This is a genomic window from Actinomadura harenae, assembly GCF_003696215.1.
GTDB classification, from domain to species: domain Bacteria; phylum Actinomycetota; class Actinomycetes; order Streptosporangiales; family Streptosporangiaceae; genus Spirillospora; species Spirillospora harenae.
Window position 1 is genome coordinate 118,841 of the sequence record NZ_RFFG01000003.1, and the last position, 26,976, is coordinate 145,816.

Genomic DNA, 26,976 nt, shown 5'->3' on the forward strand with positions numbered 1-26,976 from the left:
CCGGAACGGCCCGACCCCGCCCACCACGGAAGGGAAAGGAGGTGTAGCAACCACCATGGCGCTTCTCGACCTGCAGGGCCTTCAGGCCCCCACCGCCTCCGGCGGAGCCAGCGGAGGCAGCGGTCTGACCATCGCTACCTGCGCATCGCACACGCCGAGCAACCTGAGCCTCGTGCTCTGCCACTGAGCCCCGGCACCCGGGCGTGACGATCCGGGTGGCCGCCGCTAAGGCGGTCATCCGGAGCGCCCACAACCGCCGCGTGCGGTGCGGTCTCGGCCGTACCGCACGCGGCGCTCACCTTCTCCAAGGAAAGAAGGACGACGGATGCGGACGGCGGCGGATCGCCTGGTCGCGCGCACCGCACGCGCAGGAGGGATCTGGACGGTCCTCCTCGCCGTGGGCGCCCTCGGCGGCGCCGTCCTGGAACTGCTCCTGCCGTTCACCATCGGACGCACACTCGACGGCCTGACCTCGGGAAACGCCGTCCACAACCGGTGGACGGCCATCGCGGCGGCGGTCGTCGCGGGGATCGCGGCCTGCGAGGTCCTGACGTCCTGGACGACCGGTGTCACCGGCGCCGGGGCGGCGGCCCGGCTGCGCCGCGGCCTGCTCGGCCGGGTCCTCGGCGCGGGACCGGCGATCACCCGCCGCCATCCCGAAGGAGACCTCGCGACCCGTATCGGGTTGAACGCGGAAGAACTCGGTCAGGCTCCGGCGGCGCTCGTCACGGCCGCCGCGCTGCTCATCCCGACCGTCGGCGGGCTGGTCGCGCTGGCCGTCATCGACCCCTGGCTTCTGGGCGCGCTGGTCGCCGGCCTGGTGGCGATCACGCTCGTCCTGCGCGGCTTCCTGCGGGCGACCACCGTCCACGCGGCCGGATACCAGCGCACACAGAGTGACATCGCGTCCCGCCTGATGGACGCGCTCACCGGAATCCGCACGATCGCCGCCGCCGGAACCACCGACTTGGAAACCCGCCGGATCCTCGCCCCGCTGCCTGTTCTCCGCGAACACGGGCTGCGTCTATGGCGCGCCAACGCGCGCGCGGGGGTGCAGGCGGGGCTGACCGTTCCGCTTCTTGAGGTGGCCGTTCTCGTCGTGGGCGGTTGGCGGCTCGCGTCAGGTGCCCTGACCCTGGGGGATCTGTACGCCGCAGCCCGCTACGCGGTGCTCGGCGCGAGCCTGTCGGGCGCGCTCGGCCAGGTCGGGCAGCTCGCCCGATCGCGCGCGGCCGCGAGCCGGGTCACCGAGGTGCTCGCGGAACCCGTCGTCCGCCACGGCACGCGCCGCCTCCCCCTGCACGGTCCCGGAACCCTCGAATTCCGGAATGTCGCGATCGGCACCCCGGACGGCGAAGGGCTCCACGGCATCGACTTCACGGTCCCCAGCGGCGGCGCGACCGCCGTCGTCGGACGCTCCGGTGCGGGCAAATCCCTGCTCGCCGCCCTGGCCGGACGCCTGCTCGACCCGGATGAAGGCATCGTTCTCCTGGACGGCGTCGCCCTGCACGAGCTGTCGCGCAGCGAGCTTCGACGCGCTGTCGGCTATGCGTTCGAACGTCCCGTCCTGCTGGGGGAGACCGTCACCGACGCGGTTGCGCTCGGCCTGCCGTCCCACACGCACGCGCACGAGGACCACGTGCGGAACGCAGCCCGCGCCGCACGCGCGGACACCTACCTGGAACGACTGCCCTCCGGCTATGCCACCGCCTTGGCGGACGCACCGATGTCGGGCGGCGAACGCCAACGCCTGGGAATCGCTCGTGCGCTCGCGCAAGGGGAGCGGCTCCTCGTCCTGGACGACGCGACCTCCAGCCTCGACACCGTGACCGAACGCGAGATCGGCGCGGCCCTGACCAGCGCGGCCGACGGCCGGACGCGCCTGCTCGTCGCCCACCGCGTCGCCACCGCCGCCGAGGCCGACCACGTCGTCTGGCTCGACGACGGCCGCGTCCGCGCCCAGGCCCCCCACAGCGACCTATGGCGCGACCACCCCGACTACCGGGCCCTCTTCGCCGACCCCACAGCTTCCAAGGGAGCCGACCCCACAGCCTCTAAGGGAACGGCATGACCCTCACCCCACGCCCGCGCACGAGCCCGATCCCCCGAACGAACCCCGGCACGGCCTCACCTCCTCATCACGAGAACGGGGCATGGGGATTCGTCATCCGGGGACTGCTCGCAGAACCGCGTGCGTTGCTGCGCGTCCTCATCTGGTCGGTTGTGGAGGCCGGTCCCGCACTGTTCGTCGGCCAGGCGGTCGCCAAGGCGATCGGCAACGGGTTCGCAGTTGGGCACCCATGGACAGGGACGGCCTGGCTAGGCGCGCTCGCCCTGGTCTGGGCGGTCGCCGCGATCGGGGCGCGTCAAGTCGTTCTGGCCGTGGCGGCCACCGTCGAGCCCTTCCGCGACCGGTTGCTGACCGAGGCCGTCGCCGGGACGCTGCGGCACGCGGCCAACGCGGGACGCCCGCCCGGATCGGAGGCCGTCGCGCGGGTGAACCTCCAGGTGGAACTGGCACGGGACGCGCTCGCTGCCCTGGTCACCGTGGTCCGCTCGTTCGCGTTCACCGCCGTCAGCGTCGTCGTCGGCCTCGCCGTTCTGGAACCTCTCGTCCTGCCGTGGGTGCTGCCGCCGTTCGTCGCGGGACTCCTGCTGTTCGCGGTGTCGCTGCCCGCGCTCGCCCGCCGCCAGCGCGCGTACCTGCTCGCGGACGAGGCGACGGTCGCCGCGACGGCCGAGCTGATCGGAGGGCTCCGCGACGTCGTGGCCTGCGGAGCCGAGGAGCGCGCCGGAGACGCCGTCCGCGCGCGCGTGGCCGCGCAGGAGGCGGCCGGACGGGCCCTGGCCGGGGTCACCGCCCTCCGCACGGTCGCGCTGACCGTCGGCGGATGGGCGCCGGTGCTCCTGCTCCTCCTCGCGGTGCCCTGGCTCGGACGCCACGGCGTCGGCGCGGCCATGGTGATCGGCGCGCTCACGTACCTGACGCAGTCGCTCGTCCCCGCGTTCGGCGGCCTGGTCCGCGGGCTCGGCGTCAGCGCCGTCCGCCTCGGCGTGGCCGTGGACCGCGTCCTGTCGACCGCCTCCACCGCGCCGCCCGTCCCCTCGGCCTCCCCGGAGCGCGCGGACGTGCGGCTTCGCGCGGTCACCGCCGCCTACGGCCCGGACGCCATGCCGGTGATCGACGCCCTGGACCTGGACATCCCGGACGGCGAGCACCTCGCGGTGGTCGGCCCGAGCGGCATCGGGAAGTCCACCCTGGCCGCGGTCATCACGGGCCTGACGCGTCCGCGCGACGGGACGGCCGCCATCGGCGGAATCCGCGCCGACCTGGTCGATCCCGCCGCGCGGGTGCTGATCCCGCAGGAGGCGTACGTGTTCCGCGGCACCGTCCGGGAGAACCTCGGCTACCTCACGTCCGACCCGCGGCCGCCGTTCGCGCCGGCCATGGACGCCGTCGGCTCCGCCGGGCTGGTGGCCCGCCTCGGTGGCCTGGACGCCGAGCTCGACCCCGCGGCGCTGTCGGCGGGGGAGCGGCAGCTGATCGCGCTGACCCGCGCCTACCTCGCGCCCGCGCGCCTGGTCGTGCTGGACGAGGCGACCTGCCATCTCGACCCCGCCGCCGAGGCCCGCGCGGAGGAGGCGTTCGCCCGGAGGCCCGGCACGCTGATCGTCGTGGCGCACCGGATCAGCTCGGCCCGCCGCGCCGGCCGCGTCCTGCTGATGGACGGCACGCGCACCCGCCTCGGGACGCACGACGACCTCGTCCACGGTTCGCCCCCGTACGCGGCCCTGGCCGGACGCTGGCGCCCCGGCTCCTGACATCTCCGCCCACATCGCGCGCCCGGAGGGAACACCGCCATGAGATACCCCGAGGCCGAACGCGGGCCCGTCGTCGAGACCCTGCACGGACGCCGCGTCCCCGACCCCTACCGCTGGCTGGAGGACCCCACCGCGCCCGCGACCCGCGCCTGGCTGGACGCCCAGGACGAGCTGTATCACGAGCACATCGACCCCGAGATCCGGCGGACGTTCCGTGAGCGCGTCGCCGAGCTCGCCGACACCGGAACCGTCGCCGCCCCCGTCTGGCGCGGCGACCGGCGCTTCACCCTCCGCCGCGTCGCGGGGCAGGAGCACGCCGTCCTGCACGTGGCGGACGGCGGCGGCCCCGAGCGGACGCTCCTCGACCCCGCCTCGCTCGACCCGTCCGGCACGACGACGCTCGACGCGTGGCGCCCCGACCCGTCCGGGCGGCTGCTGGCCTGCCAGGTGTCGCGGGGCGGCACCGAACGCGCCGACCTCCTCGTCCTGGACGTCGCGACCGGCGCGATCCTGGACGGCCCGATCGACCGCTGCCGCTACTCCCCGGTGGCCTGGCTCTCCGACTCGAACGGGTTCTACTACGTCCGCGGCGAGCCGGGCGACGAGACGCGGCGCCGCGTCCACCTGCACTTCGTCGGCGAACCACCCGAACTCGACACCCCGGTCACCGGACCGGCCGCGTCCCACGGCGTCGGTATCAGCGCCGACGGCCGCTGGCTCGTGATCTCCACCGCGGACGGCGCCGAACCCCGCAACGCCCTCGTCGTCGCGGACCTCTCCGCCGAGAACCCCGACCTCCGGCCCGTCCAGCGGGACGTGGACGCCCGCGCCGCCGCGGCCGTCGGCCCGGACGGACGCCTCTTCATCGTCACCGACCGGGACGCGCCGCGCGTGCGGCTCTGCGTCGCCGATCCGTCCCGTCCGGCCGACTGGACCGAGCTGATCCCCGAGGACGAAGAGGCCGTCCTGGCGGATTTCGCCCTCCTCGACGGCCTGATCGCCGTCACCCGCGTCCGGGGCGGAACGTCCGAACTGTCCCTGCACGACGCGCGCACCGGAGAGCGGCGACGCGACGTCCCGCTGCCCGGCCCCGGCGTGCTCGGCCCGCTGTCGGCCCGTCCCGGCGGCGGACACGAGCTGTGGTTCACGCACAGCGGCCTGGCCACGCCCGAGGCCGTCTGGCGCTACGACGTCCGCGACAACGATCTCACCGTCTGGGAACCGTCCCCTAGCCCCATCGTTCTGCCGCCGATCGAGACGCACCAGATCACCTGCGTCTCGGCCGACGGCACCCCGGTGCGCGTGGACCTGATGGCCCGCCCCCGGCAGGGCGCCGGCCCACGCCCGACCATCCTCTACGGCTACGGCGGCTTCGGCATTCCGCTCACCCCGTCCTACGCCGCGGACGCGCTGGCCTGGGTGGAGGAGGGAGGCGTCCTGGCGATCGCCCACCTGAGGGGAGGAGGCGAGGACGGCACGGTCTCGCACCGCGCGGGCATGCTCGACCGGAAGCAGCGCGTCTTCGACGACTTCCTCGCCGCCGCCGAGGAACTCGTCTCCACCGGCCGGACGACCCCGGACCGGCTGGCGATCTGGGGCGAGTCCAACGGCGGCCTCCTCGTCGGCGCGGCGCTGACCCAGCGCCCGGACCTGTTCGCGGCGGCCGTCTGCGTCGCGCCGCTGCTGGACATGGTCCGCTATGACCGCTTCGGCATGGGCGCGGCGTGGCACGGCGAGTACGGTTCGCCCGCCGATCCCGAGGCGTTCGGCTGGCTGCACGCGTACTCGCCGTACCACCACGTCCACGCGGGGACCGGCTACCCGGCGACCCTCTTCGCGGTCTTCGACGGCGACTCCCGCGTCGACCCGCTGCACGCGCGCAAGATGTGCGCCGCGCTCCAGTGGGCGGCCGCCGGGGACCGGCCCGTCCTGCTGCGCAGGGAGTCCGGCGTCGGGCACGCGTCCCGATCCGCCGGACGCTCCTACGATCTCGCGGCCGACCTCCTCACTTTCGTGACGACTCGGATAGGAGGATCTGCCTGACGGGTCACCGTCCGACGCGCGGAGAGCGGGGAACGCGGGGCGTCCGGGGCATGCCGCCGCCGCCCCCGAGCCAGCCGTTCTCCTCGGCGATCGCGACCGCCTCCAGGCGGGTGCGCGCGCCGACCTTCGAGACGATGCGTGCCAGGTAGTTCCGGACGGTTCCCGTGGCGAGGAACAGCGACCGCGCGGTCTCGGCGACGGTCGCGCCCTTCGCGGTCTCCCGCAGGACCTCCAGTTCGCGCGGGGTGAGCGGACTCCGGGACGTCGCGAGCTCGGCGAACGCGAGCTCGGCGTCGATGACGCGCTCACCGTTCGCGACGTCGCGGATCGCCTGGATGAGCCGGGCCGGCGAGGTGTCCTTGAGCAGGAACCCCTCCGCGCCCGCCGCGACCGCCCGGCGCAGGTCGCCGGGCCGCCGTCGTTCGGCCATGATGATCACGCGGCACCCTGGCAGCAGGCCGAGCAGCCCGGCGGCGGCGTCGACGCCGTCGAGGTCGGGCAGCCCGAGGTCCACGAGCGCCACCTCCGGACGGCCGTGCGCCGCCGCGGCGGGCAGCTTGCGGGCGCAGTCCACGGTCTCGACCACGCGGATGTCCGGTTCGCCGTCCAGGAGGGCGACCAGACCACTGCGGAACAGATGGACGTTCTCGGCGAGGAGGACGCGGATCACCGGCGGTTCCCCGGGATCGGATCCCGTCCTGACGGGGATATTGGCGCTGGTCTGCGGAATGGGGTCAGGGCACGTCCGGGCTGGGGGACGAGAGGCATGGCGTCGCCTTGGGTTGGACTGGGGCGCGGCAGACGCCAGCGTGCGGGAGAAGCCCGCGGCACGTCAAATGCGATATGTCGGAATAATCATCTTCCCTATACCCGTGAGGTGAGTGTTTTCGAGCCCGTAGTCGCACAGAGTGTCCACGCGCACACGCATGACCATCGGGGATCACGCTCCGACGACCAAGGATTCCCTGGCCCCGCCCCCGGCGACCGCATCCGGCCACGGATTCGATACCGGCCGGTACGCTGCGAGAAGAGGAATTGCCCTTGACACGCACGCGGAACTTCCCCCGCTGGGAGGCCCATGCGTCCATTAAGAAGAATCGGCTTCATGGACTTTATGAGCCTCCGGTCCGGGCGGCTTAAGCGCTACTCCTGGGACAGCGCGGCCTTGGCCGTCTCATAGTCGCCCGTGGGAGGGTTCTCGTCCCTGGCGTAGACGAGGTGCACGACCCCGCTCGAGAACGGCGTGCAACTCAGCAGCTTCAACGGAAGGGGCGCGTCCGCCTCCTCGAACAGCCGCGTCCCCTTCCGGACCGCGATCGGATGCACCAGCAGGTGCAGCTCGTCGAGCAGCCCCTCCTCCAGCAGCCGCCGGACGACCGAGACCGACCCGCTCATCGCGATGTCCCCGCCCGGCCCGTTCTTCAGCGCCGCGACGGCCTCGATGAGCTCCCCTTGAAGGACCTCGGAGTTCCGCCAGGTGAACTCGAGGCTCTGCCGGGACACGACGACCTTCCGCGCATCCCCGAGGGCCTTGGCCATCGGCGCGTCCTCGCCGCCCGCGGTCTCCCGCTCCGGCCACGCGCCGGCGAAGCTGTCGTACGTCGTGCGTCCCAGCAGCAGCGTGTCCGCGCCGGTGAGCTGCGCGGACACCGCGCGTCCCATCTCCTCGTCGTAGTAGGGGAAGTGCCAGTCCTGCGGGTCGCCGACGACGCCGTCGAGCGAGATGAACAGCCCGGCCGTGATCTTCCGCATCGCTACCGCTCCTTCGTCGATGACGTTCTGCCCAGAGGAGACTCTTCTCAGCCCTGGAAGTCATCGCGGCCGAACCCATCCGGACGGCGGGCCGTCCCACTGAGGTGGATCAACAGCCGCTGCTCTTCCTCGACGTCGACGGCCCGCTCATCCCCTTCGGCGCCGACACCCCCTACCCCACCTTCGAGCCGGAGGGCGACAACCCCTTCCTGCCCCGGATCGACCCGGCCCTCGGCGCGCCCCTCCGCTCGCTGCCCTGCGAACTCGTCTGGGCCACCGCCTGGACGTCCGACGCCAACGACCTGGTCGCGCCCCGGCTCGGCCTGCCACGGCTCCCGGTCGTCCACTGGCCCAAGGCGACCCACCAGGACGACCTGGACGAGCAGGCGGGCCTCCACTGGAAGACCCGCCATCTCGTGAACTGGGCCGACGGACGCCCCTTCGCCTGGGTCGACGACGAACTCACCGCCACGGACCGCGCCTGGGTGGCGGACCACCACCCGTCCGCCGCCCTCCTCCACCACGTCGACTCCACCCGCGGCCTCACCGCTCAGGACTTCGCCGCCCTGACCACCTGGCTACGCCAAACGACATGACCCCGCCCTCACACCAGAGTCCGGAGGCCGCGGACGGCGGCGGCGATGCCCTTCTTGTCGTAGGCGCCGGTGGGCATGGTGGACCCGTGGGCGTGCCGGACGATCCCGTGCGCGTCCACGAGGACGCTGCCCGACTGCTGCATCGAGCCGAAGACCTTCCGGCTCAGGCCGACCGACGCGTGCGGCGCGCCGTCGCGTCCGACGAGGACGGAGAACGGGATGTCGCGCTTGGCCTTCCAGGCGGCCGCGGCCTCCCTGCCCTCGGGCACGGCGATGAGAACCTGAACGTCGGCCGCGGCGAACTCGGCGCGCGAACGGACGAGGTCCTGGACGTGCCGATTGCAGACCGGGCAGGACGTCGACCGCATGAAGTACACGAGCGCCGCACCGGCGTCGAGGGCGGACAGGCGGACGGCGTGCCCGTCCGTGTCCTTGAGCAGGACGCCGGGTGCGAGCGATCCGGTTTCGAGCATGGCGAACTCCCTAACATGCGTGAGTGGGATCGAGGCTGAGGCGCAGCCGCGTCCGGGCCCGGTGGAGATGGGACTTCATCGCCGGGGTGCTCAGCCCGAGCCGCTCCGCGACCGTCCGCCCGGGATATCCCAGGACGTCCCGCATGATGAGCACCCGGCGCTGGACGTCCGGAAGCTGCTGGATCGCCTGCGCGACCCGCTCCGCCTCCAGCCGCCGGATCGCCTCCTCCTCGGCGGACGTCGCGAACCCCGGTTCGCCCTCCTCCGGCGCGGCGACCGGCGCGACGACCAGCGGCCGGGCCCGCCGCAGGCACTCGTTACGGACGATCCGGAACATCCACGAGGCCAGCGCCGCGGTCGCGCGCAGTGAACCGATCCTCCGGTAGAGGATGATCAGTGCCTCCTGCGCGGCGTCCTCGGCGTCCTGCGGCGTCGCGCACAGGTGCTCCGCGAACCGCCGCACATGGACGTGCGCGCCATCGAGCACCGCCACGATCGACTCGCGGTCACCCGCCTGCGCCGCCCGGATCAGCTGCGCACTCGCCCAGGACCCATCAGCCATGCCCGCGCCTCCTCCTCGCTTGACCGACCCCTATAAGAGCCCGCCACCCCGAGAAAGGATTCACCTCGACGTGTCGCGGCCTTGTGGGGTTCGGGGGCCGGAGTAGGCGAATGCGCTTCGGATCGGGTGGTAGCGGTCCGTAGTGGCGCGCCTCGCGGGGCCGGGTGTTTCGGGCACCGCGTGTTCGGCGGGCGGAGAGGGACGCGGGCACCGCGGCGGCGCCTCCGGTGACGGGGGCCGCAAGGCCGTTCGACTCACGTCATGCCGTGCCAGAACAGGGAATCTCACCCCAAGGAACGGTCCAAAGGCAATCGTCGCCATGACGAGTACGAGCCGGGAAAGGGATGACCGGATTCGGCCACGCAGGGCCACCTTCGGCCTGGTGGCACGAGTCCATCCGGCGCGTTGCTCATGCTGACGCCTCATGCCGACGCCTCACGCTGCCTCATTGTCGCGGACCGGCAGGTCGACCGGCCTGCGAAAGTTACCTTGCGTGACGAAGTTTCGGGGAAAACAATCTGGACCTCCCTCTCAAGATCCGCTTATTCTTCGGTCGGTCGTCCACAGGGGCAGGCGGAACGGGGCCGCCTTATCGTCCACCGGACGACACTCTCGGCTTCATTGCGCACCGGATCAAAGTCGATTCAGCTGCCCAGGGAGGGACGTGTAGATGTCGCCTGCACGCCACGATCGTTCACCAGGAATCATCGTCCCGCCCGACAGGCCCTGATCCCGGCCCACGAACTCCGGTAACACCCAAGTCGCTTCACCGATAGGCGAAGCCGGCATGCTCCGCCGTGCCACAAAACGGCAGGCGGGGATTCACGGCCATCGTTCCACCCCAGGATGGTTGGCTTCAGATGACAATTCAGGAACAACGCCTGCCCGTTTTCGAATCAAACGGGGAGGCTCTGCGCGGCCGGGTGGCGACCTACGCGGCGAGCGAGTTGTTCGGCGGACAGCCCGACCCGCTGCACGGCCCCAACCCCTACCGGCGCACGCTGGTGCCGGAGGCGCTGGCGGAGCTCGACTTCGACCGTCCCCTCGCGGCGCGGGAGTTCGCGACCTCCAGATCGCTGACGGCGCACCGGATCCTTGGCACCTACTACGAGTCCGAGACCGTGCTGCTCCCCGACCAGGGGCTGGCCGGCCTGCGGACGGACTTCGCGACCTTCTACGGCGAGGATCTCCGGCGGATCAGGGAGTCGTCCCTCTCCGACCTGGAGCGATTCGCCTTCGGCTTCCTCGACTCGGAGGTCGAGGTCAGCGGCGACTGCACGGCCGAGGTGCTCGACACCTACCTGCGGCACCTGGTGGACGAGGCGGCGAACGGCGAGTCCGCCGCGCTGAACGCGGTCGCCGGCGCCGTGAACCGGCCGATGGCCGCCGACACCTACCTCGTCCAGCTCGCGCTGGACGGACTCACCGAGGCCTCGGCGATGTCGCGCAACCTCGGCGGCGCGTACGGCCCCGAGCAGTCGGCGCTGTTCAAGGTCTTCATCGACGAGTTCGGGTACGGCGCCTACGAGGCGAAACACACCACGATCTTCACCAAGATGCTGCGCAGCCGGGGCATGGCCTCGCACGTGCACGCCTACTGGAACTTCTACCTTCCCGGTCCGATAGCGATCAACAACCACTACTACCTGCTGTCCCGGGACCACTCCAAATTCTTCCGCTACGCGGGCGCGGTCGCCTATGCCGAGGCCGTTTTCGCCCCGGCGTTCGTGAAAATGATCAAGGTGTTCCGGGACGTCTTCGGTGACGACGTCGACCTGCACTACTGCGACGAGCACGCGCACATCGACGAACACCACGGGCGAATCACCAGGGAAGAGATTCTGCTCGCGCTCGCCGAGCGCCACGGCGACCACGTGGTCCCCGAGCTGATGCGCGGCATCGCCGAGGCGCGCCTGCTCGGAGGCTGGTTCGAGGACGACACCGCCGCGCAGATCGAATGGGCCGACACCATTCCCGCGCACCGGGAAAGGGCCGCCGGCCGCACCCTGGAGGGCCCTCCGGAACGGGTCGAACGGACACGGAAAGCGATGTTCTCCACCCGCAATCACGACCGGGACATGGTGCTGGAGATCGAACACGGTGAGGCCGAGCTCGTGACCAGCGCGACCGGCACTCCCGAGCCCCTCGCCAAGGGCGACGCGGTGCTGGTCCCGGCCGGCCGCGTCTACGGCGTCCGGTCCGTCTCCGACTCCTCGGTCCACCTCCTCCACCCCGTACGGGACGACTCATGAGCCGCATCGTGGTGATGGACCTGCGGGTGCACAACACCGTGCTCGCCGGTCACGACCGGTACTTCCTCCTCGTCGGCCAGGACGAGCGGTCGCATCTCGTCCGCGACTGGTGCCCGCACCGCGGCGGGCCGCTCAGCCTCTCCCGGCTGACCCCCGACGGACGCCGCCTGACCTGCCCGTGGCACGGGACCAAGGTCGGCGTCGCCGCCGTCCGGCGCACCGGGGTGCCCATGGTGCGCAGCGGCGACGAGGCCATCGTGCTGCTCCCGGACACGCCGGACGACGTGCCCGTGACGCTGGTCCAGAAGCGGATCCTGGCCAACCTTCCGCCCGAGGCCGCCGACCTTCCGTCCGGGGCGGCCGACCTTCCGTCCGGGGCGGCCGACCTTCCGTCCGGGGCGGCCGACCTTCCACCTGGGGCGGCCGAGCCCTGTCCGCCTCAGGCGGTCGAGCCCTGCGAGGTGCAACGATGAGCGAAGACCTGCACGAGGCCGTCCTCCCGGAGGACACGGCCGGCGCCGTCGACCGGGAGGTCGCCGAGTTCATCCGGCGCGGCCGGGACCTGCACGAGTCCGGACGGTTCGACAAGGCCATCGAGGAGTTCGAACTCGCGCTGGCCCTGGCGGGCGACAACCGCGAGGCGGTGCTCGGGCACAACCGCGCCGTGCGCCGCCACGTCCCCCGCTGGCACTGGGAGATGCTCCACGACAAGGAGCGCGCCGACCTGTACGACCGGGCCATCCGCCAGGTCGTCCGGCCGGACCGGCTGGTGCTGGACATCGGCACCGGCACCGGGCTGCTGTCCATGATGGCCGCCCGCGCCGGGGCCCGCGAGGTGATCGCCTGCGAGGGGCAGCCCGCCGTCGCGGCCGTCGCGGAGCAGATCATCCACGCCGCGGGCCACCATCGCGCGATCACGGTCGTCCCGAAGCGGTCGACCGCGATGCGGGTGCCGGAGGACATGCCCGCCCGCGCCGACATCCTGATCACCGAGACCATCGACTGCGCGCTGCTGGGCGAGGGCATCCTCGGCACCATCGCGCACGCCCGCGAGCACCTGCTGAAGGAGGACGCGCTGATCCTCCCGTCCGCCGGACGGGTGTTCGCGCAGCTCGTGGAGAGCGACTCGCTGTTCCGCAAGAACCACGTCGGCGACCTCTACGGGTTCGACCTCTCGGAGTTCAACCGGCTCGCCTCGCTGGAGTACTTCGACTCGCGGCTGCGCAACCACCGGTGGCGTCCGCTGTCGGAGCCGATGGAGATCTTCGCGTTCGACTTCTACCGCGACGGCCCCGAGGAGCGGCGGGCCGAGTTCGTGGTGTCGCCGACGGCCGAGGGCCGCTGCCACGCGATCGTGTTCTGGTTCGAACTCGACCTGGTCCCCGGGATCGGGCTCACCAACTCTCCCGGCAACCCCGAGTCCCACTGGAAGCAGGCCGTCCAGTGCCTGCCGGACCCCCTCCAGGTGACGCCCGGCGAACCGCTCCTCCTCGAGGCGCGGCACGACGAGGCATCCCTCCACTTCACCGCGGTCGGCATGAGGGAGGCGACGTCATGACCGAGCTCGACGACTACCAGGCGCTGCCGATCTTCCGTCCCGGCCCCGAGGTCTACCTGGACGCCAACCCCTACCGTCGCCCGATCGCGCTCCCGGACGCCGGGGACTTCACCGAGCCGGTGACCGAGGCCGAGTTCCTGAGCCGGCGGCACCTCCTCGCGAGCCGCGTCCTCTGCAACGCCTACGAGAGCGAGATGATCCTCCTGCCGGAGGACGGGGTGGGGCCGGTCAAGTCCGACTTCGACCTGTTCTACGGCCCCGAGGTCCGACGGCTGCACGACGGACTGCGTCCATCCCTGGAGCGGTACTCCTTCACGTTCCTGGAGAGGTTCCCCGCCCCCGAGGTCCGCACCGTCGAGGAGCTGGAGGCGTACTTCCTCGGCGAGGTCGAGGACGCCGGAGCGCCACCGGACGCCTCGGGGAACAACCCGGCGGTGAACGTCCTCCCCCGGCTGACCGGGTCGATGGCGGCCATCACCGAGTGCCCCGACGCCGAGGACGCCGCCCGGCTGAACCTGATCCAGCTCTCACTGGACGGCCTGACCGAGGCGTCCGCGATGGCCGGCAACCTCGCGGGCTTCTACGGCCCGGAGCAGTCGGAGCTGTTCAAGGTCTTCACCGACGAGTTCGGCTACGGGCTCTACAACGCCAAGCACAGCACCCTGTTCAGGGAGATGATCGCCAGCATCGGGCTGCGCACCGACGTGCACGCCTACTGGAACTTCTACCTGACCAGCTCGCTGGCGGGCGCCAACTACTTCAACTACCTCACCAAGAACCACCGGGGCGTGTTCCGGTACATGGCCGCCGTGAGCTACCTGGAGTGGCTCTTCGCCCAGGGCTTCGCGGACATGGGAAGGATGCTGCGCGCCGTCTTCGGCGACCGGGCCGACACCCGGTACACCGACGAGCACGCGCACATCGACATCCACCACGGCCGGATGACCTTCGAGAACCTGCTGCTCGGCCTGGCCCGCCGCCACGGCGAGGCCGTCGTCCCCGACCTGGTCCGCGGGATCGTGGAGACCAAGGAACTGCTCCGGCTCGGCGACGAGGACTTCCAGGCCCAGATCGCCTGGGCCTCGTCCCTGGAGGAGCACACCCGGCTGGGCACCAAGCTCGCGACCTCGGCCGACGACGACGGCACCGTCACCGGACTGCGTCCCGGCGACCCGTTCAGCACCGTCGTGCACGACGGCGACCGGCTGGTCGAGGTGACCGCCGGCGAGGTCGCGGTCCACGCCTGGGCCACCGAGGGCCCGCACCGCATGGACGAGGGCGAGACCCTCCTCGTCCCGGCGGGCCGCCTGTACGGCCTGCGCGCCGTGTCGCCCAAGGCCGAGATCGCCGTCCGCCCCACGACCCGATGAGGGGAACGATGGACAAGCCTCTCCTGATCGTCGTCGCGAGCAGCTACGCGGCGTTCCGCTCCTACATCTTCCGGGCGGTGACGACCCGCTACCGGCTCTGGCTGCTCAACCCGACCCCGCCGACCTGGGAGCAGCCGTACATCGAGGGCCACACGGTCGTCGACTGCCTCGACCTGGACGCGCTCACCGCGGCCGCCGCCGCGGTCGCCCACGAGCACAAGGTCGCCGGCTTCTTCTGCTACGACGAGGTGTACGTCGAGACCGCGGCGTGGGCCGGCGCCGCGCTCGGCCTCACCACGCTCGACCCGGCGGCGATCGCGCGCTGCCGCGACAAGACCGCGACCAGGCAGGCCCTGGAGAAGGCCGGGATCCCGCAGCCCGCCTCCCAGGCGGTGGCGAGCCTGGACGAGGCCCGCGCGTTCGCCGCGCGCGTCGGCCACCCCGTCATCCTCAAGCCCCGCAACCTCGGCGGCAGCCTCGGCCTCCGCAAGGTCGAGGACCCCGCCGACCTGGAGGCGGCCTTCGAGGTCACCTCCGGCGTCGGCGTCCCCGGCATCCACCGGTTCGAGGACGGCGTGATCGTCGAGGAGTTCCTCGACGGCCCCGAGGTCTCCGTCGACTCGGTGGTCTTCGAGGGCGACTGCACCCCGATGATCGTCGGACGCAAGGTCCTCGGCGACACCGAGGCGATGGCGTTCGAGGAGATCGGCCACGACGTGGACGGCGCCGACCCCCTCCTCGACGACCCGGACGTGGTCGACCTCGTCCGCCGCACCCACGCCGCGCTCGGCTTCGACAACGGCTTCACGCACGCCGAGTACAAGGTCACCCCGAAGGGCCTCCAGCTGATCGAGGTCAACGCCCGCCTCGGCGGCGGCATGATCCCCTACCTCGGGATGCTCACCTCGGGCACGAACGCGGTGCTGGCCGCCGCGGACGTCGCCGTCGGACGCCGTCCGACCGTGGAGTTCCCCGACCCGCGCCGCGCCGCCTCCGTCCGCTTCGCCTACCCGGCGTTCGACATGGAGGTCACCACCTCGCGGGCCCGCGAGGAGCTCCTCGTCCCGCCGGTCTACGAGATGGGGATGAGCGCCGTGCCCGGCGGGACGGTCCGGCTGCCGCCGCGCGGGCTGGCCCGGTCCGGCTACGTCATCGCCGTCGCGCCGTCCCTGGAGGAGTCCCGCGCGGCGCTCGCCGACCCCGCCCGCTTCTTCGAGATCACCGGGCGGCCCCTCCAGTGAGTGGAAAGACGGAGGTGACGGTTCTCCGGACCCTCCGGGAGATGTCGAGCACCGTCCGCGTGCTCATGCTCGGCAACCTGGTCAGCAACCTCGCGGCCTTCCTCAACGCGTTCCTCGTGCTCTACCTGCTGCACGAGGGGTTCTCCGCGTGGGAGAGCGGCGTGGCGCTGACCGCGCTGATGGTCGGCCGCGTCCTCGGCAGCGCCGTCGGCGGGGCGGCGGCCGACCGGTTCGGCTACCGGTGGACGATCATCGGCTCGACGGCCGCCACGGCGGTGCTGACCGCGGCGATCGTCTACGTCCCGAACGTCTGGGCCGCCGTGGTGGTCTCGGCCGCCGCGGGCCTGACGGCCACCGCGTTCCGTCCCGCCGCGATGGCCCGGGTGGTCGAGCTCACCCCGGACGAGCGCCACGTCATGACGTTCTCGATCTGGCGGGCGACCTTCAACATCGGCTCCACCCTGGGCCCGCTCACCGCCGCGCTCCTGCTGACCTGGTTCGGCTCCTACGTCCCGCTGTTCTTCGCCGACGCCGCGACCTCCCTCTGCTACTGCCTGGTCGCGCTCCTGGTGCTCCCCGCCGACGCCGCCCGGACCGAGCCGAAGCAGGACGAGAAGGCCGAGAAGCAGCCGGCGCCCGGATACGGGAAGGTCCTCACCGACGGCCGGTTCATGCTGGTGGTGCTCGGCCTGTTCCTGACGTCGGTCGCCTACATCCAGATGAACTCGTCGCTGCCGCTGTTCGTCACCGGCTCGGGCTTCGACAGCCGGATCTACGCGGTGATGCTGGCGATCAACGGCTTCATGGTGATCGCGCTCGAGATCTGGCTGTCCAAGTGGACCCAGAAGGCGCCGATCGGGCTGCCGATGACGGCGGGCATGGCGCTGCTCGGCCTCGGCTACCTGGCCTACCTCGGCCCGTCCCAGACCTGGGTCCTGATGGCCGGGACGATCGTCTGGACCTGCGGCGAGCTGATCGCCGCCCCGTCGATGCTGGCCTACCCCGGACTGGTGGCCCCCGCCGCGCTGCGCGGCCGCTACATCGGCCTGGCCACGCTCGCCACCCAGATCGCCTACAGCGTCGGCCCGGTCGCCGGGGTGACCGCCTGGCACCTGTGGGGCACCAGGTTGTGGGTCCTGACCGGCGTCTGCGCCGGCGCCGCGGCGGTCTGCGTGGCGGTGGGCGCCGGACTCACCACCCGGCCACGGCAGCGCCAGATGCACGTCTCCACCGAACCAGAAAGCGAGCCAGCATGAGCAAGCCAGTCGTCGCGGTCGTCCAGCCGTTCAGCTCGGGAGCGATGCTCGCGCCGCTGCTGCGGGAGGCCGGGATGAGCCCGGTGGCGGTCATGGACTACGAAGGGCCGTCCCTGGAACCGGTGCGCTCCTCGCATCACCCGGAGAACTACGACGCGATCATCAACCACCACGGGGACATCGAGCGGACCGTCCGCAACCTGCGGGCGCTGTCGACCACCGCCGTCATCCCCGCGATGGAGGCGTCCCTGCCCCTGTCCCAGCTGTGCGCGGACGCGGTCACCCCGGACGAGGCCAACGTCACCGAGCTGATGGACGCCCGCCGGCACAAGTACCTGATGCACCAGGCGCTCGCCGCGGCCGGACTGCCGGTCGCCCGGCAGATCTGCTCGAACGACCCGGCCGAGGTCGAGGCCTGGATCGAGCGGGAGGGCCTGACGGGCCGCGACCTGGTCATCAAGCCCCCCGCCAGCGCGGGCATCGTCAACGTGGGCCGCGCACCGGGCGGACGGGGCTGGCGCGAGCAGTTCGACGCCATCAACGGCGAGCGCGACAAGCACGACATCCTCGCCGAGGCCGTCCTGGTCATGGAGCACCTCACCGGCACCGAGTACGCGGTCGACACCGTCAGCCACCACGGCCGCCACTCGCTCACCGACATCATCCGGTACGACCGCGCGGAGTACGGCGAGGGCATCGCCGTCTACAACGCCGTCGAGTGGATGCCGTACGCCCCGGACGACCCCGTCCTCGGCCCGCTCATGGACTACGCGCTGGCCGCGCTCGACGCCGTCGGCCTGCGGCAGTGGGCCGCGCACACCGAGATCATGATGACCGAGGACGGGCCCCGCCTCCTGGAGGTCAACCCGCGCTTCGCCGGGATCGGCCACCCCACCCTCACCAAGATCGCCACCGGCGAGAGCCAGCTCACCCGCGCCGTGGACGTCTGCGCCGGCCGCGGCGGCGAACTGCCCGACGGGTTCACGCTGCGGCAGAACGTCCTGGCCGTCTTCGTCAAGGCGAACACCTCGGGCGTGGTGCGCAACGCCGAGATCCTCGACGAGGCCCGCTCCCTGCCGAGCTTCCACTCCACCTTCCACCTGGTGTCCACCGGCGACCGGGTGGAGGCCAGCAACGACATCCACAGCAGCATGATGATGGGCTACTTCACCCTCGCCCACGAGCGGTCCGAGCAGCTCTACGAGGACCGGGACGTCATCCGCAAGCTGGAGCAGCAGCTCATCATCGACCCCGAAGGGTGACCGCGCCATGACCCGTGAGTCCTTGACCGACGCGTACCTCCAGGCGAGCGCGGGGATACCGGCCCGCGACCTCCTCGGCGAGCTGCCCCAGTCGGACTTCCTCAACGCCCTCTACAAGGGCCGCTACCTGTCCCGCCCGGTGTTCCTCGGCCACGAGGAGCACCAGCGCCTGGTCGCGGACCTGGACAACTTCCGGACCGCCCTGACCAGCCTGCCCGACCGCCTGTACGGCGGCGACCTCACCGCGTTCGCGCGGGCCGTGGGCATGTCCGAGCTGCAGGTCTCGGCGGTCATGCGCAGCCGCGGCCCGGCCCCCACCCGGGTCGGACGGCTGGACATGTACGCCGACACGTCCGGCCTCCGCGTCCTGGAGGTCAACATGGGAGGCGCGCTCGGCGGCCTGGACTGCGCCGACATGAGCCGCGCCCTCCTGGAGCACCCCGTCCTGGCCTCCTTCGCCGAACGCCACGACCTGACCTACGTGGACACCATGCAGGAGCTCGTGGACAGCGTCTTCGCCGAGAGCGGCTTCGAGCCCGGCTCCCGTCCGGTGGTCGCGATGACCGACTGGCCGGCGACCTTCGACAAGCTGTCCTCCTACATGACGCACTACTGCGCGCGCTGGCAGGAGCTCGGCCTCGACGCCCACCCCTGCCACGTCGGGCACCTCGACGTCCGCGACGACGGCGTCTGGCTGGGCGACCGCAAGGTCGACATCATCTACCGCATGTTCCTCATCGAGGACCTGCTGGAATCCGCCGAGGCCCCCGGCCTGATGAACCCCGTCCTGGACGCGGCCCACCGGGGCCAGGTGAAGATCTTCACCCCGATGGACGCCGAGGTCTTCGGCAGCAAGGGCGCCCTCGCGATGCTCTCCGACGAGCGCAACCGCGGCCTGTTCTCACCCGCCGAACTGGCCAGCCTGGACCGCATCCTGCCGTGGACCCGCATGGTCCGTCCGGGCAAGGTGACACTCGAGAACGGCGAACGCGTCGACCTGCTCGACTACGCCCTGGCCAACCAGGAACACCTGGCCCTCAAGCCCACCCAGCTCCACGGCGGCCACGGCGTCGTCCTCGGCTGGCTCCCCGAAGTCACCCCCGAGGACTGGCACGCCCAGCTCACCGCCGCCGTCGACGGCCCCTACGTCCTGCAACGCCGAGTGGTCCCCGTCCCCGAACTCTTCCAAACCGATGCGGACGACCCCCAACCCTGGATGGTCTCCTGGGGCATCTTCACCGTGGCCAGCGGCTACGGCGGCGGCTTCACCCGAGCCACCACGATCTCCTCCGGCACCGAACTGATCAGCCTCACCAACGGCGCCGCCGTAGGCACAGTCCTCCACGCCACCACCTGACCCCCGCAGCCGGGGGGACACCCCGTCCCCCCGGCCACTCCACACAAAACATCAAAGCCTGAACACAACCGTGTCCGGGCTTCTCAAATGTTCAGAAAATGTGGGCAGGGGCGGGGGCGAACCGCCGACCTTCCGCTTTTCAGCTAGAGCCACACCCCTACCGGTGAAGCATCGTCCGAGCCTGACCGGCTGCCGGTGTGCGCCCGCGGCCGGCGCTGGTGCCTGCTGTCGCTGTCGCCGCTGCTGCTGCCAGCCCCGCGAGCCAGGCGGCCTTGATGGAGCGGGGCCGACGCTGACGGTGATGTCCACGTGTCCGCCGAGTGCGGTGGAGTAGGCGCGGAGGTCTCCAACTCCACGGGTTCGATGTCGCCGTTCTCGATCTGTGCAACCAGGGACTGTGAGACGCCGAGAATCTGGGCGATCTCGGCCAGTGGGATGACCTCGTCGTACCATCGGGACCGTAGGCCGGTCTTGTCTCCGGCCACGAGGAAGATCGCGCAATCTGGTCATCTGCCCCCGGTCGGACGGCAAGCCGGCGGAGCACGTCGGCCGGACACTGCCCGCCATGTTGCCTGATCCACCCATCGGTGGTAGCATAACGAAAGTTGCAGTTGTGGTTCCCATGAGCTTATGTGCGCCTGCTGGTACTCAGCAAAGGCGCATTTTTTGTTTCCCCGGTAGTCCGTCCGGATGGGGTCATTACGGCGACGCGTGGCTCGCAGAGTGTGGGCTCCGTAATTGCCTTTCGGAAGGGACGAGTATGACCACCGGCACCGTCAAGTGGTTCAACGCGGAAAAGGGCTTCGGCTTCATCGAGCAGGACGGCGGCGGCCCCGACGTCTTCGCCCACTACTCCAACATCGCCACCCAGGGCTTCCGTGAGCTCCAGGAGGGCCAGAAGGTCCAGTTCGACATCACGCAGGGCCAGAAGGGCCCGCAGGCGGAGAACATCGTTCCCGCCTGAGAACGAACAGTGCGGTGCCGGGCCCACACCTGGGCCCGGCACCCCGCCTGCCGGCAGGAAACGATCTTCCTGCCGATGCCCGCGTCTGATCTTTCAGGGGCGTAGCCCTTCTACGGCGTTCTGCCCTACGGCTCCCCCAAGTACTTGGCTGCGGGTTCTCGGCTGCACACCGCTCAGCCCAGAGCCCGTCCTTCAGCCGCCTTCCGCGGTATCACGCGGAGCCCTTGTCGGCTTCGGCGCTGCTTCGCGGTTCACTTTGGTTCGTTTTTGCGATCGCTCCGGCCACGGGCTGCGGAGTCTTCCTCGAAACGTGCCGCTTCAGGGAAGGCCTGCACATGACCCATGGCACCCGTCCGTCTCAACGTCGCTTCTCTCACTCGCCCACCAGGGCCTCGCGCCAGCCGGCCGCCCGGCGGCAGAACGACTTCGCGCTTCCCGTCAGTTCCACGCCGCCGCTGCCCCCGGTCGCGTCGTTCGCCGAGTTGGACATGCCGGCGGCCCTGCTGTCCACATTGACTCGACAGGGGATGGCGGAGCCGTTCGCCATCCAGGCTGCGACGCTTCCGGACGCGTTGAACGGCCGCGATGTCCTCGGCCGTGGACGTACCGGCTCGGGAAAGACCCTCGCCTTCGGCCTGGCGATGCTCGCCCGTAGCGCCGGTCGGCGCGCCGAGCCGCGTAAGCCGCTGGCCCTGGTACTCGTCCCGACCCGCGAACTGGCCGTGCAGGTCACCGACGCCCTCGTGCCCTACGCTCAGTCGCTCAGGCTTCGGTCGGCCACCGTTGTCGGCGGCGTATCGATCTCCCGGCAGGCCACCGCCCTCCATCGCGGTGCGGAGATCCTGGTCGCCACCCCGGGACGACTCACGGACCTGATCAACCGGGGCGCCTGCAGCCTGGAGCACGTACGCACCACCGTCCTGGACGAGGCGGACCAAATGGCCGACATGGGTTTCCTGCCGCAGGTCACCGCGTTGCTCGACCAGGTCGCCCCGGACGGTCAGCGGATGCTGTTCTCCGCGACGCTGGATCGCAATGTCGACCGTCTGGTCCGGCGCTTCCTCACCGACCCGGTCGTTCACTCGGTCGATCCGTCGGCGGGAGCGGTGACCACCATGGAGCACCACCTGCTGCACGTCACGGAGGCGGACAAGCAGGATGCCACCACGCACATCGCCGCCCGCGACGGCCGCGTCATCATGTTCGTCGACATGAAGCATGCCGCCGACCGGCTGACCCGCAACCTCCTGAACAGCGGCGTACGCGCTGCGGCGCTGCACGGGGGCAAGTCGCAGCCGCAGCGCAACCGTACTCTGGAGCAGTTCCGCAACGGAGACGTCACCGTCCTGGTCGCCACGAACGTGGCCGCGCGCGGCATCCATGTCGATGGACTGGATCTGGTCGTCAACGTCGACCCGCCCAACGACCACAAGGACTACCTGCACCGAGGCGGCCGCACTGCACGCGCGGGCGAGTCCGGCACCGTGGTCACCCTGGTGCTGCCCAGGCAGCGCCGTGAGATGGACCGGATGATGTCGACGGCCGGCATCTCGCCGCACTCTACGCGGGTGCGGCCCGGTGATCCCGAACTCAACCGCATCACCGGTGCCCGACCGCCCTCCGGCATCCCCATTACCATCTCCGCTCCGGCCTCCGAAGGACGGCGTGGCAGCGGAGCCGGGCGTAACCGCCGTCCCGCACGAAACCGCCGCCCCCAGCGATTCGCGACAACCGAGCGCGCTGGCAAATAAGCACCCGGTCGACGCTCGCGGAACTTCACCGCGGGGCGTCGAGCCAAGGCGACGGCGAGAGCCGGAGGTGGATGGCAACGGGCCGGCCACCTCACGGCTCAGCAGGTCGCCCATCCTTCTTGGGCGACCTGCTGCACCCCCGGGCTGGCCGTGTCACCACGAGCCTGAGGCCAACTTGGAAATCAGGCGTGGCCGTCCCGCCGGAGTCGCTTGGCCGCGTTCGCGACGGCTGCCCAGCTGTGATCGGGCCGCTGCAGCGTGACCGCCATCCGAAGCTCCTGGAGCAGGCTGACCAGGGCATCCCCGTTTCCGCGTCGCCAAGCTCGTCCGGGTCTCCGCCCCCAAGTACCGGATCAACCGGGGCCTCACGATCGACCAGGTGCGCGCCGTTCTCCGGGCCGCGCAGGATGAGGGGCTCCACGCTCTGTACGTCCTGGCGCTGTGCCTTGGCCTGCGGCGCGGGGAGTTGCTTGGCCTGCGCTGGGATGACGTGACCTGGATCTCCTGCCGTGCCTGCGACGGCGAGGGTGGTGAGATCGATGGCCTGGACTGCGAGATCTGCTCTGGGCAGGGAGTCGAAGGTGGCACCCTCGAAGTGGTCCAGACGCTTCAGCGGGTCGGGGGCGAGTTGCGGTTCGTCTCACCCAAGAGCGAGGACTCCGAGCGGACCATTCCGCTGCCTCTGTTCTGCGCTGTCAGTCTGGCGAAGCACAAGGCTCGCCAGTTGGAGGAGCGCGCGGACGCCTGGCCGAACTGGCAGGAACAGGGGCTCGTCTTCCCGTCTCGGGTCGGAACGCCGATGGAGCCGGACAACCTGCGTCGGAGCTGGGGCCGTGTCCGCGAGGCGGCAGGCCTGGACGGCGTCCGGCTTCATGACATGCGGCACACCTGCGTCTCGCTGCTGCTCCACCTCGGGGTGGCCCCGGATGTCGTCCGTGAGATCGTGGGGCACTCGGACATCGAGGTCACGATGACGATCTATGCCCACACCTCGCTCGACGAGAAGCGGGCGGCGCTTGGGAAGCTGGGGGAGGCGCTCGGCTGAGGCTGTAGCCGGACGTTGCCGTCAGGGTTGCCGTCAAAAAGCCCGGACACGATCACGTGTCCGGGCCTTTTGGCTGTTCAGAAGTGTGGGCAGGGGCGGGGTCGAACCGCCGACCTTCCGCTTTTCAGGCGGACGCTCGTACCGACTGAGCTACCTACCCATGACGCGCGTCCGCGCGTCTTGCGGTCCTGACGGGATTTGAACCCGCGGCCTCCACCTTGACAGGGTGGCGAGCACTCCTAGCTGCTCCACAGGACCTTGCGTGCTCCGAGTCTAGCTGGTTCGGAGGTGTTCCGTGACCGGGGCTTTTGGGGCCCTCGCTCTCGGCGACAGGCATGAGCTTACGGGATGCTCGAGGTGAGTGCCAACTCGATAAGCCGGGGTGGGATCGGGTGGGTTTGAACCTTTGCTGGGGAAGTGGCATCTGACGTTCCGGACTCTCGACGAGGAAGGCGGAACGGATGAGGAACCTGGTGAGGCGGGTGGCCCTGGGCGGGGCGGTCGGGGTCGTCGTGGCGGGGGTCGCGGCGCCGGCGATGGCGGACGAGGGGGCGGCCCGGGTGTCCTGCGGCGGGAAGTTCTCGCGGGTGATGGAGCTCAACCGGGGGAGCGTCCACGGGGCGAGGCTGAGCGGGCGGTACGCCAAGTGGCACAAGGCGCCGGTGGACGACGGGTACTACGTCGCCTACGGGAAGGCGCACGCGAAGAGGTTGTCGGCGCACGCGGTCGTGTGCCTGGTGTCGGAGAAGGGCGGGCGGATCGGGCTACGGCCGGCGAGCCGGGCGCAGTTGCGGGCCACGGTCGGCAAGCGGGACACGTGGCGGTACTTCGCGGTCTCGTTCAACCGGTACGGGCACGTGAACAAGATCGTCCAGCAGTATCACCCGTGACCTCGCCATGACAGGACGCGGCGTTCGCAGGTGAGGAACGCCGCGTTCAGGGCGAGGCCGAGGACACCGAGCAGGACGATGCAGGCCCAGACGCCGGGGACGTCGGTGGTGCTCTGGGCCAGCATCTGCAGGTAGCCGATGCCGTTCACGCTGCCGACGAGCTCCGAGATCACCATGAGGATCAGGGCCGTGGAGAGGCTGAGGCGGAGTCCGGCGAAGATCTTGGGGGCGGCGGCCGGGAGCAGGACGCGGAGGATCCGGGCGCGGCGGGAGAGGCGGAAGGCCCGCGCGGTCTCGAGCTTGACCGGGTCGACGTCCCGGGCGCCTTCGACGGAGTTCAGCAGGACGGGCCAGACGACGCCGAAGACGATCGTCGCGACCTGCATCTCGGTGCCGATCTTGAAGGCGGCGAGGAAGACCGGGACGAGGGCCGGCGGCGGGATCGCGCGGAAGAAGTGGATCAGGGGCGCCAGGTGGTCGGCGACGGCGGGGGAGCGTCCGGCCAGCAGGCCCACGGACACGCCGAGGACGCAGGCCAGGGCCCAGCCGGTCAGCAGGCGGGCGAGGCTGGGGAGGATGTTGCCCGTCGCCTGCCCGGTGAGGAACAGGTGGGACGCGGGGCCCGAGAACCAGTCCTTGTGCATCCGGGCGAGGATCTCGGACGGCGGCGGAAAGAACGGGTCGTCCGCGCGGCGGGCGGCGATCTCCCAGGCGGCGAAGGCGGCCGGGAGGGAGGCCAGGCGGGCCAGGCGGTGGATCATCGGGGCGTCCTCCAGCGGAACAGGCGGCGTTCCAGGGCGGCGAGGACGCCGTTGCCGAGCAGGCCGAGGACGCCCGCCCAGAGGGCCGCGGCGAGCATCGGCGTGGTGCGGGCGGAGCTTCCGGCGGTGTTGATGAACGTGCCGAGGCCCGCCGAGCCGCTCGCGAACAGTTCGGCGCTGACCGTGGCGATCAGCGCGATGCCCGCCGACACGCGGACGCCGGCCGCGATGAACGGCGCGGTGGACGGCAGGGACACGCGCAGCAGGACGGCGAGCGGCCCGAAGCCGAAGGACGCCAGGGACTCGCGCGCGACCGGGTCGACCTCGCGCAGGCCGTACACGGTGTTGATCAGCACCGGCCAGCAGGACGCGTAGACCACGATCGTCGTCTTCAGGTCCAGCGGGTCCGGGAGGACGAGCATGGCGAGCGGGATGATCGCGACGGCCGGGATCGGCCGGAGGAACTCCAGGACCGGGCGGACGACGGCGTCCAGGCGCGGCAGGGAGCCGAGGAGGAGGCCGAGGGGGACGGCGAGCGCCACCGCCTCCGCGAGGCCGAGCAGCCAGGCGGTGACGGTGGCGCGCAGGTCGGTCCCGAACGCGGCGTCCCCGGCGAGGCGTCCGGCCTCGGTCAGGACGGACGAGACGGGCGGCAGCACGGCCCGGTCCACCAGGCCGGTCCGGGAGGCCAGCTCGGCGAGGAGGAGGAACGCGGCGACGCCCTGGAGGCCCCGCCTCGTCCGCGTCCACGTTCGCGTCGGCGTTCTGTTCCGCCGCGTCCGCGTCCGCGTCGGGCCCCGGGACGCCGTGGGGTGCCGCCGCGCCGGGGGAGGCGCGGTGGTGTCGGGCGTTCCGGGCGCGGGGGTCACTTCGGCGAGGCCACGATCATCTTCCGGACGTCCGGGGCCTTCTGGAGGTAGCCGTACTGCTCCATCAGGGCGGCGACCTTCTGCAGTTTCGCGGCGTCCAGGCTGGTGGGAAACGCGCCGATGGAGATCTTGCCCGCGGTGCCGGCGGGGATCTGGGTGTAGGTCGGGATGACCTGGGTGACCGCGGCGCGGTTGGCGGCGACCTTGGTCGCGCGGGCGATGGCGCGCTGGAAGGCGGCGATCGTCTTCGGGTGCTTCTGGGCGAACGTGGCCGTCCCGCCCCAGCCGGAGATGGGGAACTCGTCGGTGGGGCCGGTGACCAGGTCGGCGAGCAGGTACCCGCCCTGGTTCGCCTGGATGTCGGTGACGAACGGCTCGACGGCGGCGACCGCGTCGACCACGCCCTGCTTGAGGGCGGCGCCCATGTTCGGCAGCGGGATCGGCACGACCGTCACGTCCTTGCCGGGGTCGAGGCCCGCGTGCTTGAGCTGGACGGCGAGCAGCAGGTCGGTGATGCTCTTGACGGCCGGGACGGCGATCTTGCGTCCCTTCAGCCCGGCGAGGCCCTGGACGTCGGAGTCCTGGGCGGTGAGGACCGCGAACGAGCCGTTGGTGCCCTGGTAGGAGTCGGCGGCGAGGCGGAAGTCGACCGCGCCCTTGTCCTGGGCGGTGAACGTGGAGACGTAGTTCAGCAGGGCCAGGTCGAGGGATCCGTTGAGCAGCATCGGCGTGGCCTCGGGGGACGCCTTGATGGGCCTGGTCCGGACGGTCAGGCCCTCGTCCTTGAAGAAGCCCTTCTGCTGCGCGATGGCGAGGGGCGCCGAGTCGGGGACGGGCACGACGCCGATGTTCAGGACGGGTTTCTCGAGCCCTTGGGGGTTGTCCGCGCCGGAGCCGGAGGATCCGCAGGCGGTGGCGGACAGCACGAGGCCCGCGGCGACGGCCGCGAGCCCGAGGAGGGAGCGCTTCATTTGGGGGGATTTCCTCGTCGAGGGAGCTGCGAAGAGGCGTCAGTGTACGGAAGATCATCTGTCCGTGACAGAGAGCTTCGAAACATCCGATTCGCCGTCCCTGTAGGGGTTTCCGCCGGGCCTGGAGAAACGTCGCCGAAGGGGTGTGACGGGTCCCCCGAAACCTTCGGAAGGTGCCTGC

The 26,976-nt window shown here is 71.1% G+C and carries 24 protein-coding genes and 2 tRNA genes; 17 read left to right on the forward strand and 9 right to left on the reverse strand.

Going from position 1 to position 26,976, the window contains the following annotated elements; translation table 11 throughout:
- The first annotated feature begins 55 nt into the window (after positions 1-55).
- The 4 genes from EBO15_RS02700 (at position 56) to EBO15_RS02715 (ending at position 5,865) form a co-directional block, all read left to right on the forward strand.
- Positions 56-187: a SapB/AmfS family lanthipeptide gene (locus EBO15_RS02700; RefSeq protein ID WP_122192666.1), complete on the forward strand. Its 132-nt coding sequence runs from the start codon at positions 56-58 to the stop codon at positions 185-187.
- A gap of 138 nt (positions 188-325) precedes the next feature.
- Entirely contained in the window at positions 326-2,071 is a 1,746-nt protein-coding gene (locus EBO15_RS02705) for an ABC transporter ATP-binding protein (protein ID WP_122192667.1), read from the forward strand.
- Positions 2,072-2,196: 125 nt separating this feature from the next.
- Complete coding sequence (locus EBO15_RS02710) at positions 2,197-3,822, forward strand: ATP-binding cassette domain-containing protein (protein WP_233615886.1); 1,626 nt, start codon at positions 2,197-2,199, stop codon at positions 3,820-3,822.
- A gap of 39 nt (positions 3,823-3,861) precedes the next feature.
- A complete protein-coding gene (locus EBO15_RS02715) occupies positions 3,862-5,865 on the forward strand; it encodes a prolyl oligopeptidase family serine peptidase (RefSeq protein ID WP_122192669.1) in 2,004 nt (667 codons plus the stop codon).
- Positions 5,866-5,869: 4 nt separating this feature from the next.
- On the opposite strand, the gene EBO15_RS02720 is transcribed toward EBO15_RS02715, so the two are convergent.
- Positions 5,870-6,535 (reverse strand): response regulator transcription factor, encoded by a 666-nt coding sequence (locus EBO15_RS02720; protein ID WP_122192670.1) that lies wholly within the window; start codon positions 6,533-6,535, stop codon positions 5,870-5,872.
- Between the two features lie 473 nt (positions 6,536-7,008).
- Complete coding sequence (locus tag EBO15_RS02725) at positions 7,009-7,617, reverse strand: dihydrofolate reductase family protein (protein ID WP_122192671.1); 609 nt, start codon at positions 7,615-7,617, stop codon at positions 7,009-7,011.
- 104 nt (positions 7,618-7,721) lie between these two features.
- On the opposite strand from EBO15_RS02725, the gene EBO15_RS02730 reads away from it, so the two are divergent.
- Positions 7,722-8,213: an HAD domain-containing protein gene (locus tag EBO15_RS02730; protein WP_122192672.1), complete on the forward strand. Its 492-nt coding sequence runs from the start codon at positions 7,722-7,724 to the stop codon at positions 8,211-8,213.
- Positions 8,214-8,221: 8 nt separating this feature from the next.
- Here EBO15_RS02730 and EBO15_RS02735 read toward each other — a convergent pair whose 3' ends face one another.
- Positions 8,222-8,686 (reverse strand): peroxiredoxin family protein, encoded by a 465-nt coding sequence (locus EBO15_RS02735; RefSeq protein ID WP_122192673.1) that lies wholly within the window; start codon positions 8,684-8,686, stop codon positions 8,222-8,224.
- Between the two features lie 10 nt (positions 8,687-8,696).
- Entirely contained in the window at positions 8,697-9,248 is a 552-nt protein-coding gene (locus EBO15_RS02740) for an RNA polymerase sigma factor (protein WP_122192674.1), read from the reverse strand.
- Positions 9,249-10,108: 860 nt separating this feature from the next.
- Between EBO15_RS02740 and EBO15_RS02745 the strand changes: the two genes are divergently transcribed.
- The 11 genes from EBO15_RS02745 (at position 10,109) to EBO15_RS02800 (ending at position 23,304) form a co-directional block, all read left to right on the forward strand.
- Positions 10,109-11,500, forward strand: a complete 1,392-nt coding sequence (locus EBO15_RS02745; RefSeq protein WP_122192675.1) for an iron-containing redox enzyme family protein — start codon at positions 10,109-10,111, stop codon at positions 11,498-11,500.
- Entirely contained in the window at positions 11,497-11,973 is a 477-nt protein-coding gene (locus EBO15_RS02750) for a Rieske 2Fe-2S domain-containing protein (protein ID WP_122192676.1), read from the forward strand. The genes EBO15_RS02745 and EBO15_RS02750 overlap by 4 nt, the downstream gene beginning before the upstream one ends.
- Positions 11,970-13,058, forward strand: coding sequence for a 50S ribosomal protein L11 methyltransferase (locus EBO15_RS02755; protein WP_122192677.1), 1,089 nt, complete (start codon positions 11,970-11,972; stop codon positions 13,056-13,058). Before EBO15_RS02750 ends, EBO15_RS02755 begins: the two co-directional genes overlap by 4 nt.
- A complete protein-coding gene (locus EBO15_RS02760) occupies positions 13,055-14,428 on the forward strand; it encodes an iron-containing redox enzyme family protein (protein WP_122192678.1) in 1,374 nt (457 codons plus the stop codon). Before EBO15_RS02755 ends, EBO15_RS02760 begins: the two co-directional genes overlap by 4 nt.
- Positions 14,429-14,436: 8 nt before the next feature.
- Complete coding sequence (locus EBO15_RS02765; protein WP_158628107.1) at positions 14,437-15,669, forward strand: ATP-grasp domain-containing protein; 1,233 nt, start codon at positions 14,437-14,439, stop codon at positions 15,667-15,669.
- Between the two features lie 41 nt (positions 15,670-15,710).
- Positions 15,711-16,925, forward strand: coding sequence for an MFS transporter (locus EBO15_RS02770; RefSeq protein WP_147481354.1), 1,215 nt, complete (start codon positions 15,711-15,713; stop codon positions 16,923-16,925).
- Positions 16,922-18,187: an ATP-grasp domain-containing protein gene (locus EBO15_RS02775; RefSeq protein WP_122192681.1), complete on the forward strand. Its 1,266-nt coding sequence runs from the start codon at positions 16,922-16,924 to the stop codon at positions 18,185-18,187. The genes EBO15_RS02770 and EBO15_RS02775 overlap by 4 nt, the downstream gene beginning before the upstream one ends.
- Positions 18,188-18,194: 7 nt before the next feature.
- Positions 18,195-19,544, forward strand: coding sequence for a hypothetical protein (locus EBO15_RS02780; RefSeq protein ID WP_122192682.1), 1,350 nt, complete (start codon positions 18,195-18,197; stop codon positions 19,542-19,544).
- 760 nt (positions 19,545-20,304) lie between these two features.
- Entirely contained in the window at positions 20,305-20,508 is a 204-nt protein-coding gene (locus EBO15_RS02790; RefSeq protein WP_122192683.1) for a cold-shock protein, read from the forward strand.
- 335 nt (positions 20,509-20,843) lie between these two features.
- Positions 20,844-22,259, forward strand: a complete 1,416-nt coding sequence (locus EBO15_RS02795; RefSeq protein WP_122192684.1) for a DEAD/DEAH box helicase — start codon at positions 20,844-20,846, stop codon at positions 22,257-22,259.
- Between the two features lie 379 nt (positions 22,260-22,638).
- Positions 22,639-23,304 (forward strand): site-specific integrase, encoded by a 666-nt coding sequence (locus EBO15_RS02800; RefSeq protein ID WP_233615887.1) that lies wholly within the window; start codon positions 22,639-22,641, stop codon positions 23,302-23,304.
- Between the two features lie 86 nt (positions 23,305-23,390).
- On the opposite strand, the gene EBO15_RS02805 is transcribed toward EBO15_RS02800, so the two are convergent.
- Positions 23,391-23,464 (reverse strand) — tRNA-Phe (locus EBO15_RS02805).
- Positions 23,465-23,487: 23 nt separating this feature from the next.
- Positions 23,488-23,562: transfer RNA gene (locus tag EBO15_RS02810), tRNA-Asp, on the reverse strand.
- Positions 23,563-23,765: 203 nt separating this feature from the next.
- Here EBO15_RS02810 and EBO15_RS02815 point away from each other — a divergent pair.
- Complete coding sequence (locus tag EBO15_RS02815; protein ID WP_122192686.1) at positions 23,766-24,194, forward strand: hypothetical protein; 429 nt, start codon at positions 23,766-23,768, stop codon at positions 24,192-24,194.
- On the opposite strand, the gene EBO15_RS02820 is transcribed toward EBO15_RS02815, so the two are convergent.
- The 3 genes from EBO15_RS02820 to EBO15_RS02830 are packed head-to-tail and all read right to left on the reverse strand — an operon-like array spanning position 24,185 to position 26,795.
- Positions 24,185-24,955: an ABC transporter permease gene (locus tag EBO15_RS02820; protein ID WP_122192687.1), complete on the reverse strand. Its 771-nt coding sequence runs from the start codon at positions 24,953-24,955 to the stop codon at positions 24,185-24,187. The two genes, EBO15_RS02815 and EBO15_RS02820, sit on opposite strands and share 10 nt — an antisense overlap.
- Positions 24,952-25,824: an ABC transporter permease gene (locus tag EBO15_RS46700; protein ID WP_122192688.1), complete on the reverse strand. Its 873-nt coding sequence runs from the start codon at positions 25,822-25,824 to the stop codon at positions 24,952-24,954. Before EBO15_RS46700 ends, EBO15_RS02820 begins: the two co-directional genes overlap by 4 nt.
- On the reverse strand, positions 25,821-26,795 hold the full coding sequence (locus EBO15_RS02830) for an ABC transporter substrate-binding protein (protein ID WP_122192689.1): 975 nt from the start codon (positions 26,793-26,795) through the stop codon (positions 25,821-25,823). Before EBO15_RS02830 ends, EBO15_RS46700 begins: the two co-directional genes overlap by 4 nt.
- Positions 26,796-26,976 lie beyond the last annotated feature (181 nt).